Source organism: Nostoc sp. LEGE 06077 (assembly GCF_015207705.1).
Taxonomy (GTDB): Bacteria; Cyanobacteriota; Cyanobacteriia; order Cyanobacteriales; family Nostocaceae; genus Nostoc_B.
This window is the reverse complement of the sequence record NZ_JADEWI010000045.1, coordinates 1-16,580: the sequence shown is the minus strand read 5'-3', so window position 1 is coordinate 16,580 and position 16,580 is coordinate 1. Positions and strand designations below refer to the sequence as shown.

The window sequence follows — 16,580 nt, the reverse complement described above, 5'->3', positions numbered from 1 at the left end:
ATAAATATTACGAATAATTTATTAATATTATTTTCCTCACAACTTTCTCATATTCCCTAACTATCCTCGTAAGTATAGACAGTTATTTGAATGACCACAGGTTGATCAAGTGGCTGCCTTAATTTTAAAAACCTCTTTATATCAATTTAATTGTAGAAAAATATGAATTACTGTCCTTGCTGTTCCGATGTGCTTTTAAGACATGTACACGGTTCTGAACTTACTTGGTTTTGCCGTCACTGCTGGCAAGATATGCCTGTATTCAGCAATGAGCATTCTGGTTGGTTTGCAGAAGTTGTTAGAGAAGAAATACCTAGTAAACCTGAGCTTAGAGAAAATATTCAAGTTCCCAATCACATCAGTCAACGCAAAAAAATAACTGGGTGGATAGGCGTGAAAGATTTGCTGATTTGATGTAATTTTCGGTATCTAAGCATCAGTAATACTTATTTGATATTATTGCATTCACCCCTTGTATCTGATATCAAATAGGACAAATAAACTGTCATTAATCATTAGTTATTTGTATTTATAGCCATCGTCAGTAGGCTAGAAAAATATTGAATTTTCAAATTCTTGTAGACTTAAAGCAGTTTTCTATAGCCTAGTCAGTGGATTGATTCAAAACTCATCACTTTGCTATACAAAAGACAAATGACCGTCTCAAGCAGAGAATAGTGAATTTGAAAATACTCTAGCTTAATTAAGAGCAGGCTGATATTGATACTTGTGTATCAATATCAGCCTGCTCAACTTTTTTCTCATTAAGTGTAACTACTGTTTTACCTATTTTCTCTATTAGCATAAGATTTATATAACTGCTAAATCTTAGAGACGATTTGTAAAGTAAATGACATATCAGGAACTAAATAATTTAATCATTTCCTGCAATAGATTTTTAAGAAGAAATTCAATAGTCTTTCCGAAGGAGGAATTATGAATCAAATACAAGTAACTTTAGTTATGGCTTATTTGCTGATGATCTGCTATTTTTTTGGCAACTGGCTAAAATTTTCCCTCCGTCATCCAACATCTTCTCCAGAAGAAAAATTTTTATCTTTTATCATTTCTTTAATTACAACTGTCTTTTGGCCTCTGATTATTCTGATATCTTGTTGGGAAATCATCAAGGAACGTAAGTTAGAACTCAATCATTTGATTCCTGTGGTCTTAGCAATCTTTGCTTTAAGTATTTCTTACTGTCTAACTTATCTTTATGAACAACACTTCTGGTTTTACCGATCATAAGTAAATAAGCAATTTAGGATACCTGAACTAAATGGTCTTTTTGTCTTAAACTCTCTTTTAAATACAATCATCAGCTTTTTCGTTCTTTTCCTCTTTGCCTCACTTCCAGTATTTTTGCCAAAAACAGCCACTTATCAGCAGGCTAAACTCTCCACACCAAGGTCTGACTGTATTTTCTGAGTAGGTCTCGATTTCTGTAAGTCCTGTGATTTAGGACATTGAAACGCTAGTGCCTAACAAGAAATCTAATATAAATTGAAAATTTTCAACTAACTGCATCAATGTTTACCAATCTTATCAGAATATAAAGATTGATTAAGATAATGACATACTGAAAAATATGATAAAGATGCTAGTTGAAAGTTGGACTGTGGTTGAAGCAAATATACAGATTAATTGGCTGCTGGTAAATACCTGTTTGCAGTTTGCAGCTTGGGGGATTTTTTCGCTGTTGCTGGCTGAGGTACTCAGGGACACTTACCATGCTTTGTGTCACAAAGTCATTTGGTTGGCTAAATGGCATAACAAGCATCATGCAGCATACCGTCGAGATTTATCCATAGTTTCGCTCAAACTTTATCAAGAGTCCCAGCTTTATCACGACATTGTAGAATCGGTTCTGTTAGTAGTTATCTTGACGATCGCAGCTTTATTAGGTCAACAATGGGGGTTATGGTTAGGGGTAGTATACGCTTACACCTTTTTGTATGGTGCATCCTTGCGGTATTTTCAAGGAAAAATTGAGACGGACTACAACCATTTACCCGGCCCTTTAGAAATCATTCCTTCAACGTTGTGGGTAAATCGTGCTTACCATTGGCGACACCATTTTGATGATGTTAACGCCTATTACAGTGGGGTGTTTCCGCTGGTGGATAAAATTCTTGGTACAGGACTTTCCCTCAAAGGTAAAACCATTGCTATAACTGGTGCATCCGGGACTTTAGGACAAGCATTAACGGCGGAACTTCTCAAACGCAATGCAAAGGTTTTAGCTATAACGACAAATCCAGAGAAATTAGCCACCCAAACAAAGGTAATGGCGCTGACTTGGGAATTGGGCAATGAAGTACAACTACGAGATACTTTAGCAAAAGCAGATATTTTGATTATTAATCATGGGGTGAATGTCTATGGCGATCGCACACCCCAAGCCATCAATTCTTCCTATGAAGTGAATACTTTTTCCGCATTGCGTTTGATGGATGTCTTTTTGACAACGGTAACAGGGCCACAAGACAAAGCCACTAAAGAAATTTGGGTGAATACTTCTGAGGCGGAAGTATCACCAGCGCTGAGTCCGCTTTATGAACTGAGTAAACGCACATTGGGAAATATCGTTACCCTCAAACGTTTAGAAGGTAATTGCATCATTCGCAAGTTAATTCTCGGCCCGTTTAAAAGTCAACTGAATCCCTATGGTGTAATGTCAGCCAAGCAAGTGGCGCAATTCATTCTATTTTTAGCAGTCCGGGATTTCCGCAATATTGTTGTGACAATTAATCCTCTGACTTACTTGCTGTTTCCCATCAAGGAGACTAGTACATGGTTATACTACCGAGTTTTTAGTCAAGCAAATAGATAGAATTAGTGCGATCGCCTGTTAGTAGGATATGAGGATGGCGATCGCATATACAATTCTTACAGCGTAGAGTGAATTAAAGTTTATTTTTCTGAAAGAAGTTGTTTAAAAATTTTGATCTTCGACCCCGACTCCTAATTTCTGCCGGGATTTCTGTAGTAATCTCATTGTTATTACCAAGTTGGCTACATCTAGCTACTCGAATTCTTTGCGTCTGGAATGTGGGAACTGGCTGTTTCTTAAGCTTGACTTTAGCAAAGATGGTAAAAGCGACTCCAGATAAGATGCGGCGTTATGCCCAGCATGAATACGAAGGCCGCATAGGAATTTTTACACTGATCATTATTGCTGCTTGTGTGAGTGTTTTAGCTATAGGATTTTTGCTCAGTGATAAAACAGGTATTTCCTCAACTATATTAATGTTACATATTATCCTTTCAGTAATTACAATTGTTAGTTCTTGGCTACTAGTGCATACACTATTTACGCTACAATATGCACATAATTATTATCACAATGTTAGCAATGATAATATTTATCAAAAAGCTGGAGGACTGGATTTTCCTGATGACCGTGACCCTGACTACTGGGACTTTTTATATTTTTCCTTTGTAATTGGGATGACTAGCCAAGTTTCTGATATTCAGACAACTTCACGTTATATGAGACGTTTGGCTTTGATACATGGAGTGCTATCCTTTTTTTTCAATACTAGTATTCTAGCTATGGGCATAAATATCATTGCATCATTAATTTAAAGAATCAGCTAATTGGTAGCGTGAACCAAAATGTTGAGCCTGTCTCTAACTCACTTTGTACGCCGATTTCGCCACCATGCGCCTGAACGATTTGTTTACACAGATATAATCCCAAGCCTAGACCTAAAGAATAAGGGTTATTCTTGCCTCGGAAATATAAATCAAACATTCGTTGGCTTTGTTCTGGACTAATACCAACACCATTATCACTGACGGTACAATAAATTTTCTCACCTTCTATGATGGCGTTAATGGTAATTTGCAACCCTGGTAGATTATGTTTAATGGCATTGCCAATTAAGTTAGAAAATACCCGCCATAGTTGCGTTTGGTCGGCATTAATTAATGGTAGATCTGCGGTTACAAGATTAATCAGCGTGGTTTGATTTTTTCGCAGCATTGGTTCTAAATCAGCGATCGCATCGGCAACAACTGCATCTAATTGTACAGGTTGGCGTTGCAAAACTAACCCTTGCACTTCATTTACATGGGCTTCCATCAAGGAATTAATCAAATTCAATTGGCGATCGCTACTCTGCACCATCCTTTCTAAAGTGGAACGTGGTAGAGAAATTAGATCACTGCCATTTTCTAGCAAATTCCGCAGCACCATCAAACTACCCAACACTGGGTTACGTAAGTCGTGAGAAACTGCATGGAAAAAGACTCGCAGTGCTTCTTCTGTGCGCTGGCGATCGCGTAGTGCGGCTTGGAGTTCGCTAATATCTAAAATTACACCTACCAACCCACCCAAGGAACCATCTACCTTAGAAAAAGTTGCTTTGTAAAATATGACATCATGTTTAATTTGATCAGCAAACACCAAACAACTTTCGTAAGTTTGCACTCGTTGTTGCTCAAACAGAGTCATATCTGCGTGATAATATTGGTCAGCAAGTTCTTTTGGTGCTAGGTCATAATCAGACTTGCCGAGAATTTGTTCTTTCCGTAAACCGAGAACAGTTTCAAAAGCTGTGTTGCAGCCAAGATACAAACCTTGGGTATTTTTATAAAAAACCGGAGTAGGAATTGTATCAATTAAAACTTGGAGAAAATATATTTGTTCTTGTAATGCTTCTTCGGCTTGTTTGCGTTGGGTAATATCTTCAATTAACCCCTCATAATAAAGCAATTTTCCTTCGGGGTTACTCACAGCATAAGCTTTTTCTGAAATCCAGACAATACTGCCATCTTGGCGATAAATTTGCGATTCAAATTCGGAGATAATTCCGTACTTTTCAATTAGACGAACAAACTCAGACCGACGGGTAGGGTCAACATATAATTGATTTTCAATATCTGTGAAATTTGCTGTTACTTCTTCTGGCGATGAATAGCCATAAATTTTCGCTAGTGCGGGATTGGCTGTAATGTAGCGGCCATCAGGACTGCTTTGGAAAATACCTTCAATGGCGTTTTCAAAAATACTCCGATATTTCGCTTCAGCTAAGACTAATTTGTTATTAGTTGATTCTAGTTCTTTGCGGGCTTGAAATTCAGAACATTGTAGGCGATCGTATAAATAAACTCCTAAATCACAGATAGTGCAGAACCAAAATATATATAAAATAAATGTCACATTATATATTTCTGGATGTTCTGGTACTAGTGTTTGTAACCCTAATACCGTATTCACTACAAAATAATAAATTAAAATACTTAGCTGAGATAGTAAGTGGAGAGGCCAGCGGACTGGCATAAATATCGCTTGACTGAGAAATAACAGCGACCAGCCAATAGTATCAGGTAAGGCAAAACCTTTAAGAGTGGCAAATAACTGAGAGGCAAAACTAACTGACCAAGATGTGCCTAAAAATAGTCTTCCTGGGTGACGATGACCGAAGCGAGTTTTATGCAAAGTAAAGCAAACAAATAAACTCAGCAGCATGGAAACGTTAATCGCTAATCCCTGGATTCTGAATATTTTTGGTAGCTGTGCTAATTCCTTTAAAGAAAAGAATAAATCATAAATATCGCGGAGTGTAAAAGTCAATAAACAGATAAATGCCAACCATAACCACAGTCGTAGCCTTTGCCATAAAAAATGACTACGCCAGGATTGATATTCAGCATTAATTACGTCTATTCTTGGTGCAGCAAAAACTTGTTTCCACCAAATTCCGAAGCTTTGCAATAAGTTAGCCATCAGTGTCTTACCAACTTTGACCAGACCATCGCAGGTGTTTTTCTATTTTCCTAATGTCAGCACACCCTCTCAATTATTATGGTGAATTATGGGTACATTTTGACGACTAATCGGCTACAGACAATGTAAACCAAAATGTTAATCCGCGTTTGCGGTGACTAATCACACCAATTTCGCCACCGTGTGCTTGAATAATTTGGCGACATAAGTACATTTTTAATCCGAGGATTGTGGAACAAGGTGCTTGGGGTTCCCGCACGTATAAATCAAAAAGGCGATCGCCATCTATTTTATTCATCGCTACACCGTTATGTTCAAGTTGAACTTTAATCATGTTTTCCACAACGGTAGCTGTGAGGGAAAATTTCAATCCTGGGGGATTCTGTTGCAAACTATAAATAAACAGAGTGAACAACACTGTTTGTAAGTGCGTGTGATCTGTCATGACTAATGGCAAATCTTGAGAAACTAAGTTCTCTAGTGTGGCCTGATTTTGTCGGAGGAGTGGTTGTAAGTCGGAGATAATTTGTTCTAGGAGTGTGTTTAAATTTACTTGTTGGGGATGTAACACCACACCTTGTTCCATACAACAATGAATTTCTAATAAAGAGTTAATCATTGTGAGTTGGCGATCGTTACCTTGAATCATCCGCTCGATAATTGAGCTAGGTACAGAAATTGACTGGGGAGAAGCAGGTTCAGAACTTTGCGCTAGAGGAGTTGAGGAACAGAGGGATATAGGCGAGGATTGTTCCTCCCCCTGTTCCCTGGTTTCTACTCCCTGACTCTGGAGTAAATTTTTAAATACCATCAAGTTACCCATAACTGTAGTGCGTAAATCATGGGCGACTGTATGCAGCACTACATCCTTGACTTGTTGCAGTTTTTCTAATTCCTGCATTTTTTGTTGCAGTTGGGCGGTACGTTCTTCTACTTGGCGTTCTAGATTAGTGTTAAGTTGGGCGAGTTCTTGGTAAAGTTGTGCTTGCTGAATGGCGATCGCTAACTGTTCTGATAATTGTTGGAGTAAATCTATTTCTATAGGTTGCCATTGACGGGGGCCAGAACATTGATTGGCGACTAATGCACCAAATAATTCTTCGCCTAACATAATTGGTACAGCCAAAGTCGCCCTTGTCTGAAATTGTTGATAATGTGCTTGTAATTTTGGCGAGACGGTTATTTGACTGACATCTTCAACGACACGGACACGATGAGTGGAAAAAATAGTTTTCAATTCTTGCAGATAACCTTTATCCTCTGGTGTCCAGCCTAATACCGCTGGGTATTTTGGATCTACTGATTCAGCTACAGCTTTGGCTTTTAGCTGGTAATTATTCAACCCAATAAAAACCCGATCCGCTTGCAAAAATTGCCGGACTTCTGACACAGTAGTTTGCAAAATTTGTTCTAAATTGAGGGAAGAGCGAATTCTCACCAGAGTTTCTGTCAACAAGCGATCGCGCTGTGCAGCCAAGCGCATTTGGGCTTCTGCTTGCTTGCGGGCGGTAATATCGTGATTAATGGCTAAAATACAGGCTACGCCATCTAAATCAATGACATCGGCGGAAAGCAACGTTGTTAGTACCTCACCTGACTTGCGCCGAAAAGCAAATTCTAAATTGCTAATTGCGCCCTTGGTCTGTAAATCTTGTAATAATTGAGTGCGATCGCTTTCATTCACCCAAATTTTTAATTCAAAAGCAGTATGACCAATGATTTCATCCTGTTCATAGCCTGATAGCTGCATAAAACTATTATTAACTTCAATGAAGCGTCCTTCTTTGAGAGTAGTAATACTAATTGGATCAGGACTGCAACTAAAAGCTTTAGAAAACTTTTGCGCCAAATTCCGCAGGGAAGTTTCGGCTTGTTTGCGTTCTGTAATATCCCTGACAATGGCTAATACTTCATCTGCGCCACTGACTACTAACCGCGCCTCATAATCTCTAATACCTCTAGGTGTTGGTAATTGATATTCGCAAGTTTGCAAAGTTCCCACATCCAAAGTTTTGGCAATGGTTTCTTGTCCAATTAAGGCTAGGTCACTTGGTAATAAATCGCGCATATTTTTACCAACTATTTCTTCTTTGTTCAGCGTGAGATTGATACCGTCACCTTTCAAATCAAGATATTCACCATCACGGCTCAACCGGAACATTAAATCAGGAATTGCATCTAAAATGGCTTGATACCTCGCCTCGCTAGTGCGTAACTTCTCTTCTGTTTGTTTTTTACTGGTAATATCTATAACTAAGCCATTACATAAAATATCACCATTGGCCTGTGCTTCTAATTGGCAAGCACCTTGAATCCACTTGAGTTTGCCGCTGGGTGTCATGATCCGACCTTCCCAATGCCAAGGCCTGAAAGTAGTAAAAGCAATCCGTATAGATTTGATAAACTTAGTTCTATCTTGGGGGTGAATCAGTTGGTATAAAATTTGCCAGTCTGCTTGGATTACTTCTGGTTCTAACTCAGACAAGGCTCGACAACCAGAACTCAGGTATAAAACAACCTGGGAACCATCCATCTGTTGGCGGAATTGAAAAATCATCCCTGGTAAATTTGCGGCAATTTTTTCCAACAAAGTAATAGTCTCTGGCGGAAATTCTCGTTTAAGTAGTAATTTTAAGGCTTCATCCACTCTTTCACCTTTTAATACCCAAGCAACTGGCATGATTCTTCAAGAGATGGTAACTATGGCGACAATTTTGCTGCTGTAAACATGAGTGCTAACACAAGCAAAATATAGCCTTATTTCAGGTTAATTCTTGACGGGGCGATCGCATTCACCCAATCGGGTGAACCAGTTGCTCATCTGACCCAATAATACGAAAAATCAAGGGTTTGAGTCAGACAAAACCTTTACTCCCAATCTCGATAGCTCATCTTTGTGCGTAAGTCTTGTTTAATCAACATCAGTAACTTTCCACTTAGTTAAAAACCTTAGCCCTTGTGGGCGAAACTAGCATTAAATATTCTTCCTAATTAAAACTCTATCTCTTGATGGGTAGAGTATTCTGAATACTGTCTTCTGACTCCTTTTTTAGGATAATTAGACCGATACTAGACATGATGATATTTCCTCGTCATGAATTGCACCTACACGGTTTTTTAGTAAACCACCTGAGCGTTTGGCTAAAATTGCTTGAATTTCCGCTACGATAGCAAGTGCGATCGCTTCTTGTGAATCTGCACCAATATCCAGTCCTACCGGTGCAAACAACCGTTGCAGTTGTGCCGGAGTTGAGATCAATCCCTCAAATTCCAGGTCTTGTAACAATTGTTGAGTCCGGCTTTTTGTCCCCAAAATACCGATATAGCGGACTGAAGCAGGTAACAAAGTTTTCAGCATCACCCATCATTTACTTCAGGGTATTGTCGCCATTTGTGCTGCGGGATTATTAAGCGATCGCAATTCTCAACAGCAGTATGCCCATAATCAATTTGCCACAGCCATTCAGCAGCTACCAACGGAACCCTGGCAATATGCCCGTGCTAGTGCTTTGTTAACAGAAAGTTTAGTCAAGCTTGGTCAAATTGAAACCTATCGAGATGATGTTCATCAGCATCTCAAAAGTTTATGTGCCTGATGTAGTGGCGCTCTTTCAGGAATGTCTGACAGGGTATCTGCAATCAACAGATGGCTCTAAAGTTGATGATTATTTACGCTGTACTTACCTGATTCATTTAGCTTGTCAGTTAGAACAAACAGATTTAATTGATCCCCGTGTTTGGTCAATCTTATTGGATAGTGCAGCCCAAAACCCCAGTTCTCAGCGTTATTTAGAAAGTACCTATGGTTCTAGTTACATGGTTGCAGCCTATGCCTTATCTGCATTTGATCGAGTGGGTCGATTAGATGAGTTGTTTTGTGAACGCGTGAATTTGGCAGATGCGATCGCGCATTTTCAAGATGATGCTCACGCGACAACAATACATTCACCTAGAACAGCCTTTGCACTGATTGAAACAGGTTTACGGATGCGTCCTGTGCAGTCTAACGACACACCGCTATTCAGTAATTTTTTACTCAACAGGTAACAGTTCTACAATATTTTAATTTATCCAACTTTCCAGAAATATAGTAAATCAGAAGAGAATATCCATAACCTGAATATTCTCAGATCCCAAAAGTTTATATATAAAAATTCATCTGTAAATAAACCCAAATCTTTGTTGTGCGTGTTTATTTTTTTATCAATATAAATCTAAAAATCATTTCATATCTAGCAGGTCTGTTAAATACTAATTCTGGATGAAAATACACCTCAGCCCCTGGAGATAACAAAAAAGTAACTGAGAAAATTCTTCTCAATTACTTTTTAAATAAAGCTATATTTTCTAAATTTAGCCATTAGATAAGCCCAAAAATCTACGGTACTCGTCTAGTTGCTTTTGAACTTGATCTAGCCGTTCTAAGAATTTACCCAAATTACCATTATTGCCATTATTTGGGCTATCGCTTGGAGTCTCTTCATCTGTACTGTTGTAACTATTAATACTTATACTGTTGTTGTTGTAGTAGTGGAACTGCAACTGAGTTGAAGAGTTAGTGGCAGTGGTGTTGTTGGTAAGTTTAGCCGGGGCGCTGATATCAGATACAGAGCCATGATCAACGCTGAAATTAATAGTTGATGATGTAATTTGCTTGACTATAGAGCTAGTATTAATTGTACTAGTACTAATGCTAGAAGTCGAATTTTGTGTATTACTTCCGGCTGTTTCTGTAATGATTTGACTCACTTGAGCCGGAGTTAAGTTACGGTTAGCACTCAACATCAAAGCAACTACACCAGCGACATGAGGAGTTGCCATAGATGTACCGCTGTAAGTAGCATACTGATTATTCGGCACTGTAGAATAGACATCGACTCCTGGGGCTGTCACATAAGCAAGTTGACTTGTCCCTGACCGATTAGAAAAATTAGCCAAGCTATTGTTTCTATCTACCGCACCCACAGCAATTCCTGTATTTTTGGCATAACGAGCCGGGTAATTTGGTTGCGAACCCCCATCATTACCAGCAGCCATCACAACGACTACACCTTTACTATTGGCGTACTCAATGGCATTTTGCAGCGTCTTGTTAGAGAAACTACCCCCCAAGCTGAGGTTAATTACATTAGCACCATTATTCGCTGCATAATAGATACCATTAGCGATCGCACTATACGAACCAGAACCAGAATCATTTAACACTTTCACCGGCATAATTTTGGCATCATAAGCAATGCCAGTTACGCCATAATTATTTTTCTCTCCCGCAATAGTTCCAGAAACATGAGTACCGTGACCATTTTGGTCTAAGGTGTTGTTGTTGTTATTGACAAAATTCCAACCCCGGACATCATCAACATAACCATTGCCATCATCATCAACGCCATTACCAGCAATTTCTTTAGTATTAGTCCAAATATTATTTTTTAGATCCTCGTGGTTATAATCAACCCCAGTATCTATCACAGCTACAACCACACCCTTACCTGTATATCCCTTATTCCAAGCTTCTGGGGCATTCACAAGGTCGGCTCCCCAGTTATTACCCCCTGAATTGGGAACATCTGTAAAGGTACTTTTACCCGCAGCTTTAGCTACAGCAGCAGCACCATTTACTAACCCATATCCAGTAGTGGAACTATAGTTTTTGGTAGTTGTTGCAGTTGTTTTTGCATTGGTAGTTTGGGAATAACTGCTGCTACTAAGGTAGGAACTAGATTCATTTTCCGTATGAAAAGTATCCGCTGAGGAGAACAATTGAGAATTTAGCCCGTTATGAGAAAGTAATGCTTTACTAGTATCATTAATGGGCATAAGTATTTTCTCCTCAAATAAAGTTAAAATTCTATATTTTTGACAGCATTAACTGTCAAAACCTTAGCTCTCAGGTTTTAAGCAGTAAATTTACTATCCTTGCTAATAATTACTATGAAATTAAATGGCAAAATGCTACTTTTTTTACCAAAAAATATTAAACATAATTTAATTATTGATGCCTATTTTTAGCTAAAAACAAGTTCGTATAAGGATTAGACAAAAATATTTTTTTGAAAATGAATAGATAAATGCCGATAAAAAATGATAGTTCGTTGATATTTACTAGACTTTAATTTGAGCTTGTAATTTGGAATAAAAATACTCCAAAGATAATGCTAATACTGTAGAGTACAAATCGATACACTCCTATTAGTATATGAGCATTACGAAGAGTGTACTTACTCTTACCAGTTGAATCTTGAAAATACCAAAATATTAGAGATAATGTCATCGCCAAGACAGAACCAAAAATAGCCAAAAAAAGCAACCAGCCTAAATTAATTTTTGCTCCACGAAAAAGCCAGCTTTGCAGAAAAACCCAAAATATACTAGTAATTCCTAGACAAATTGCTTCCCAAATCGGATTGATTATGGGATTAGCCGGATGTAATTTTTGTATTGTTTCGACAACAATCAAGCCTACTATAAAGAAGAATCCAATAGTTAGAAGTTAAAACATAAAAATTAACCGAGGCTAAATTTTGGATTTATGTAGAGTAGGCAATTTTAGAGTAATCCTAAAGCTTTGAAACTACGCCGAGTTACTTCAATTCGTTTAGGAGCATCCGTAGCATCTTTCATATAGATATTAGTGGCGAAAAAATAAACGTTATTGTTTTGTTCTAAATATCCGACAAACCAGCCGATGTTAGGTTTTACACTAGTTGCCCAACCTGTCTTGGCTCTGAGTATATAATTAGGTGTTTTCTCAAATATCATAATATCTTGCACTAAATCGAATGTGCGTTGAGATAAAGGTAATTCTCGGCTATACAGCCGTTGGAGAAACTCAATTTGTTGTTTGGGGGTAATTTGTAAAGGGCCAGATAGCCAAAATTTATCTATTTGTTCTGGTGTACCAACTTGACGGTTTCCGTAACCGACTTGATTGATAAATTGCTGCATTCTTTCATGGCCAATTCGTCGTGCTAAGACTTGATAGAACCACACAGTTGAGTCTTTGTATGCTTGGCGCATATTAGTATCTCGGTTCCATGTCGGAAATTCCCGCACAATTCCATCCCAAGTCAAAATAGCCACTTCATCTTTAATGACTCCAGTTTCTAATGCAATGAGAGAGTTGACAATTTTGAAAGTCGAAGCAGGAAGAAAGGCTGTGGAATTGCGAGAGGCGTTATGTTCGTAAAACTTCTGATTGTTTTGGTCGTAAATTATAATTGACCCTTCAATCCCTAATTCGTTGAAATAGCTACCAAGATTCACCTTTTGAGCAATCATTGAAGGGTGTTGATTTACTGATGGTGTTGCAGAGATACTTGGAGGACTGGTAAAAGTTAGCAGTGTGATGATACTGATAATTGTGATTGAGATGATGAATAGCGATCGCCTACTCTTTACCATAACTTTTATTCTCACACAACTGGTTGACAAACCAGAAATAATACAGCAACAAAATAGGCAATTACCGAATTTTGTTTACTAAACTTAATTATTCTGTTTCAATCTCAAGCTTACAAATCGACTTGTAACCAAGAATCATAATATCTGGCAAGTTCTTTGACAAAATTTAGTTCTTCGCCTGCTAAATTATTAAACATCTGGCGATAATGCCAACCTCGTTCATAGCTACTCAGCATTTGCTCAGGCGTAAATTTATAAACATCTACTGTCTTCCAACAAATGGACTCTAAAAAAGGCAACTTTTGAGGTCTAGTCGGGGGATTTATTTTTCGTGTCGAGTTTGTCATACTTCTCGATTTTTAAGGTTATTATATTCGGGAAAGTTGCGGCATAAAAACTCTACAATCCATTGACCTAGAGTTATACTTTTAGAAGTCCAGTTAGGCACTTGCTCTTCATCAATATCTATTTTAAGAGTTGCTTCAAGAGCTAATACAAGCTCTATCATGTCCCATTCCCAGCAGGAGAGGGATATGATATCTAGAAATTTATCATCTGGATATAACTTCTCAGCAGGCACTTGAAAAGATTTGCCTAATTCTTTGCGGACACAATTCACTGTTTTTATAGCTAATTCGCTGGATAATTTTATATTATGAACAAACTCTTCATTACTTATGCCAGAACGCTGTAAAATCTCACTGAATCTTTTAGATTTTTTCAATAGAAATTTCATAACATTTATGTTATTTCTCTGCTGAATACAGCACTTTATATATAGATATTATTCAACCCCTTACTGAAAATTTCTTTCCAAAAGAGCATGGATATTACACCAACAGTTAGTATCCACAACAGGAATATTAGACTCACAATAGCATTATCAGAAGTTGTATCAAGGCAGGTATGGGGGAATGGTGCGCTTAAAACCGTGGCAGTTGATTATTTTAGCAACACCGATCGCAGCTATTATCATTTTCTTACTGGTTGCCGCAGGCATACAAATCAATGTCTGGGGAATTAACTGGATTTGGGCTGTGTTTACTGTGGCGTTTGTTGGCTGGCGGTGGTTGCTGGTGAAATGGACGCAACCAGCGATTGTGCAAGTGGAAGCGGCGTTAGCAGAATTTCAAGAAGAACTAGAAACGGCAATAGATACAACTACGGCAACGGGGGGAAGTGATGCTACCCAGCAAGCAGAAGCAGCATTGCAAAAAATCTTAGAAGCATCAATCAACGATCGCCCAATTTGGGAAGATTGGCAAACTTTTTGGCAACGCTGTCAAGATGTGGTGGTGGCTGTGGCAAATATCTACCATCCCCAAGTGCAGTATCCCCTTCTCAATATCTACGTCCCCCAAGCTTACGGACTCATCCGGGGAACAGTGGATGATTTAGATCAGTGGATGCAGAGGTTATCACCTGCCTTAAATCAAGCGACAGTCGGGCAAGCTTACCAAGCTTATGAAGTCTACCGCAAGCTAGAACCTTCAGCCCGTAAACTTTTGCGAGTATGGAACTGGGCGCAATGGTTATTAAATCCTGTGACAGCAGTGGCGAACCGGGCGACTAAGGGTTATACAAACCGCGCCAATCAGCAATTGTTGGTGAATTTAGGTCAACTGTTGCGCGAAGCAGCCTTAAAAAACTTATGCCGACAAGCGATCGCACTTTACGGAGGTATGACACTATCAACTACAACAGCAGCTATTTCCACACCAACCATCCCCAAAACAAAAACCCAAACTCTGCGCGAAATCCTCACCCAAGCTGAACCCGTCGAGGAAGTTGAGCAAAAACCCATCAGTATTTTACTGGTAGGGCGGACAGGCGCAGGCAAAAGCAGTTTAATTAACACTTTATTTCAAGCCGACTTGGCGGTGGTGGATGTGTTACCCAGTACCGACGAAATTCAAAATTATCATTGGGAAACTCCCAGCGGCGAAACTCTCACCCTCTGGGATACCCCTGGTTATGAACAAGTGAAGCGTGGGGAACTACGCCAACTGGTACTAGACTATGCAACTAACGCAGATTTATTACTACTGGTGACACCCGCCCTTGATCCGGCTTTGCAGATGGATGTGGACTTTTTAGCAGACATAAAAGCCGAAGTTGCTGATTTGCCTGCGATCGCAGTTGTCACCCAAGTAGATAAATTGCGTCCTATCCGCGAGTGGCAACCGCCTTATGATTGGGAATGGGGGGAAAAGCCCAAGGAAATTTCTATCCGCGAAGCTACTCAATATCGGGCTGAAAAGCTGGGGGAATTTTCTAACTTAGTTATCCCGGTAGTCACAAGCGATCGCAAAACTAACCGCGCATATTGGAATATAGATATTTTATCTTTGGGATTGATTGAAGCGATCGCCCCTGCCAAACAATTGCGCCTCGCCCGGTTTTTGCGTGACTTAGATTCGCGCACCGTCGCCGCCGCTAAAATTATTGATCACTATACTTTCCAGATGGCGACCACCCAAGGGTTAACTTCACTGCTAAAAAGTCCTGTGCTGCAATTTATTTCTACTATGTCAACTGGTTCGCCCACCTTGGCGTATGTACTAGCAGAGCAAATTCCTGTAGAACAGTTACCGATTGTAATTGGTAAACTGCAAATTGCTTATGAACTTTTCTCATTATTAAAAACAGATGATGCCCATAAAATTAACTTTGATTTAATTGCTCTCTGGCCATTATTGTTAGAAAATTCTGCTACACCTGATCGTAATGCTTGGGCATTTGGTCATGCCCTTGTGGAATACTGGACTCAGAATTTAGTAGTAGAACAACTGCGGCAGCGATTTGATTATTATTTGCAGCAAGTTTGAGTAATACCAATTCTATGTGAGACTTTATTTAATCTTCTATCTCTTCTTTCCTCTTTCTTTGTGTTCTTTGCGCCCTTTGTGGTTCGTTTTTTAATTCAGTCCATCTTCATACAGAATTGGTATAAGTAGGTTATTGATATTTGAGCTATTAATAATGAACTCCAAATTCAACCAGAAACACGAAATCTTTATTCAAGAGAAACTCAATAGTGGTAGATATCATACTATTGAGGAAATAATTGTTGAAGCCTTAGAACTTTTGGAAGAACATGATAAAAAGTATGAACAGTGGTTGCAAGCAGCCCGTGATCATGGTGATGTTTCTATTGCAGAGTTAGCAAAAATAGACAATAAATTTTTAATCGGACAAATAGAAAGAAAATTACGTAAGGCGCTTGATTCTTAGATTTTAAGTATCAAGGCTCCATCTAATTATTCTCGGATATGAGCAAGGGTAGAGTCTTAATTTTACTCTTAAGTTTTTCGTCTAATACCAATTCACGAAAAACATGATAGAAATAGTTAAATCAGAAATATGAGCAGACGTTCATGGCAGGAGTCACCAAAGTAAAAATAAAAGAGTCAGCCGAGGAATTACGTGAGCGGCTGAGAAAACA

The 16,580-nt window shown here is 38.7% G+C and carries 14 protein-coding genes; 7 read left to right on the top strand and 7 right to left on the bottom strand.

Features of this window, described 5'->3' with window-relative positions; genetic code table 11:
- Window positions 1-189: 189 nt before the first annotated feature.
- The 4 genes from IQ244_RS23235 (at window position 190) to IQ244_RS23220 (ending at window position 3,588) form a co-directional block, all read left to right on the top strand.
- The gene (locus tag IQ244_RS23235; RefSeq protein ID WP_193898460.1) at window positions 190-414 is read left to right on the top strand and encodes a hypothetical protein; all 225 of its coding nucleotides are present in this window, start codon (window positions 190-192) and stop codon (window positions 412-414) included.
- A gap of 522 nt (window positions 415-936) precedes the next feature.
- On the top strand, window positions 937-1,248 hold the full coding sequence (locus IQ244_RS23230) for a hypothetical protein (protein WP_193898396.1): 312 nt from the start codon (window positions 937-939) through the stop codon (window positions 1,246-1,248).
- Between the two features lie 340 nt (window positions 1,249-1,588).
- The gene (locus IQ244_RS23225; protein WP_193898395.1) at window positions 1,589-2,833 is read left to right on the top strand and encodes a bifunctional sterol desaturase/short chain dehydrogenase; all 1,245 of its coding nucleotides are present in this window, start codon (window positions 1,589-1,591) and stop codon (window positions 2,831-2,833) included.
- A gap of 98 nt (window positions 2,834-2,931) precedes the next feature.
- Window positions 2,932-3,588 (top strand): DUF1345 domain-containing protein, encoded by a 657-nt coding sequence (locus IQ244_RS23220; RefSeq protein WP_193898393.1) that lies wholly within the window; start codon window positions 2,932-2,934, stop codon window positions 3,586-3,588.
- 4 nt (window positions 3,589-3,592) lie between these two features.
- Here the strand turns inward: IQ244_RS23220 and IQ244_RS23215 are convergent, their stop codons facing one another.
- From IQ244_RS23215 to IQ244_RS23205, 3 genes are all read right to left on the bottom strand, one after another.
- Window positions 3,593-5,734 carry a sensor histidine kinase gene (locus tag IQ244_RS23215; RefSeq protein ID WP_193898391.1) on the bottom strand — a complete coding sequence of 714 codons (2,142 nt, stop codon included), beginning with the start codon at window positions 5,732-5,734 and terminating at the stop codon, window positions 3,593-3,595.
- A 106-nt stretch (window positions 5,735-5,840) separates the two neighbouring features.
- Complete coding sequence (locus IQ244_RS23210; protein ID WP_193898389.1) at window positions 5,841-8,414, bottom strand: PAS domain S-box protein; 2,574 nt, start codon at window positions 8,412-8,414, stop codon at window positions 5,841-5,843.
- Window positions 8,415-8,792: 378 nt separating this feature from the next.
- Window positions 8,793-9,092 carry an XdhC family protein gene (locus tag IQ244_RS23205; protein ID WP_193898387.1) on the bottom strand — a complete coding sequence of 100 codons (300 nt, stop codon included), beginning with the start codon at window positions 9,090-9,092 and terminating at the stop codon, window positions 8,793-8,795.
- 200 nt (window positions 9,093-9,292) lie between these two features.
- On the opposite strand from IQ244_RS23205, the gene IQ244_RS23200 reads away from it, so the two are divergent.
- On the top strand, window positions 9,293-9,781 hold the full coding sequence (locus tag IQ244_RS23200; protein WP_193898385.1) for a hypothetical protein: 489 nt from the start codon (window positions 9,293-9,295) through the stop codon (window positions 9,779-9,781).
- A 306-nt stretch (window positions 9,782-10,087) separates the two neighbouring features.
- Here IQ244_RS23200 and IQ244_RS23195 read toward each other — a convergent pair whose 3' ends face one another.
- The 4 genes from IQ244_RS23195 to IQ244_RS23180 all read right to left on the bottom strand — a co-directional run bounded on the left by IQ244_RS23195 (window position 10,088) and on the right by IQ244_RS23180 (window position 13,871).
- Entirely contained in the window at window positions 10,088-11,551 is a 1,464-nt protein-coding gene (locus tag IQ244_RS23195; protein ID WP_193898383.1) for a S8 family peptidase, read from the bottom strand.
- A gap of 729 nt (window positions 11,552-12,280) precedes the next feature.
- The gene (gene blaOXA / locus IQ244_RS23190; RefSeq protein WP_193898381.1) at window positions 12,281-13,135 is read right to left on the bottom strand and encodes a class D beta-lactamase; all 855 of its coding nucleotides are present in this window, start codon (window positions 13,133-13,135) and stop codon (window positions 12,281-12,283) included.
- A 110-nt stretch (window positions 13,136-13,245) separates the two neighbouring features.
- Window positions 13,246-13,482, bottom strand: coding sequence for a hypothetical protein (locus IQ244_RS23185; protein ID WP_193898379.1), 237 nt, complete (start codon window positions 13,480-13,482; stop codon window positions 13,246-13,248).
- Window positions 13,479-13,871 (bottom strand): hypothetical protein, encoded by a 393-nt coding sequence (locus IQ244_RS23180; protein ID WP_193898377.1) that lies wholly within the window; start codon window positions 13,869-13,871, stop codon window positions 13,479-13,481. The genes IQ244_RS23185 and IQ244_RS23180 overlap by 4 nt, the downstream gene beginning before the upstream one ends.
- Before the next feature lie 178 nt (window positions 13,872-14,049).
- Between IQ244_RS23180 and IQ244_RS23175 the strand changes: the two genes are divergently transcribed.
- Window positions 14,050-15,963 (top strand): GTPase family protein, encoded by a 1,914-nt coding sequence (locus IQ244_RS23175; RefSeq protein WP_193898375.1) that lies wholly within the window; start codon window positions 14,050-14,052, stop codon window positions 15,961-15,963.
- 154 nt (window positions 15,964-16,117) lie between these two features.
- Entirely contained in the window at window positions 16,118-16,369 is a 252-nt protein-coding gene (locus tag IQ244_RS23170) for a ribbon-helix-helix domain-containing protein (RefSeq protein ID WP_193898373.1), read from the top strand.
- Window positions 16,370-16,580 lie beyond the last annotated feature (211 nt).

Coding starts and splice junctions, on each gene's coding strand:
- IQ244_RS23230 (WP_193898396.1), top strand. CDS start 937: ATGAATCAAATACAAGTAACTTTAGTTATGGCTTATTTGCTGATGATC.
- IQ244_RS23225 (WP_193898395.1), top strand. CDS start 1,589: ATGATAAAGATGCTAGTTGAAAGTTGGACTGTGGTTGAAGCAAATATA.
- IQ244_RS23215 (WP_193898391.1), bottom strand. CDS start 5,734: ATGGCTAACTTATTGCAAAGCTTCGGAATTTGGTGGAAACAAGTTTTT.
- IQ244_RS23210 (WP_193898389.1), bottom strand. CDS start 8,414: ATGCCAGTTGCTTGGGTATTAAAAGGTGAAAGAGTGGATGAAGCCTTA.
- IQ244_RS23205 (WP_193898387.1), bottom strand. CDS start 9,092: ATGCTGAAAACTTTGTTACCTGCTTCAGTCCGCTATATCGGTATTTTG.
- IQ244_RS23200 (WP_193898385.1), top strand. CDS start 9,293: ATGATGTTCATCAGCATCTCAAAAGTTTATGTGCCTGATGTAGTGGCG.
- IQ244_RS23195 (WP_193898383.1), bottom strand. CDS start 11,551: ATGCCCATTAATGATACTAGTAAAGCATTACTTTCTCATAACGGGCTA.
- blaOXA (WP_193898381.1), bottom strand. CDS start 13,135: ATGGTAAAGAGTAGGCGATCGCTATTCATCATCTCAATCACAATTATC.
- IQ244_RS23185 (WP_193898379.1), bottom strand. CDS start 13,482: ATGACAAACTCGACACGAAAAATAAATCCCCCGACTAGACCTCAAAAG.
- IQ244_RS23180 (WP_193898377.1), bottom strand. CDS start 13,871: ATGAAATTTCTATTGAAAAAATCTAAAAGATTCAGTGAGATTTTACAG.
- IQ244_RS23175 (WP_193898375.1), top strand. CDS start 14,050: ATGGTGCGCTTAAAACCGTGGCAGTTGATTATTTTAGCAACACCGATC.
- IQ244_RS23170 (WP_193898373.1), top strand. CDS start 16,118: ATGAACTCCAAATTCAACCAGAAACACGAAATCTTTATTCAAGAGAAA.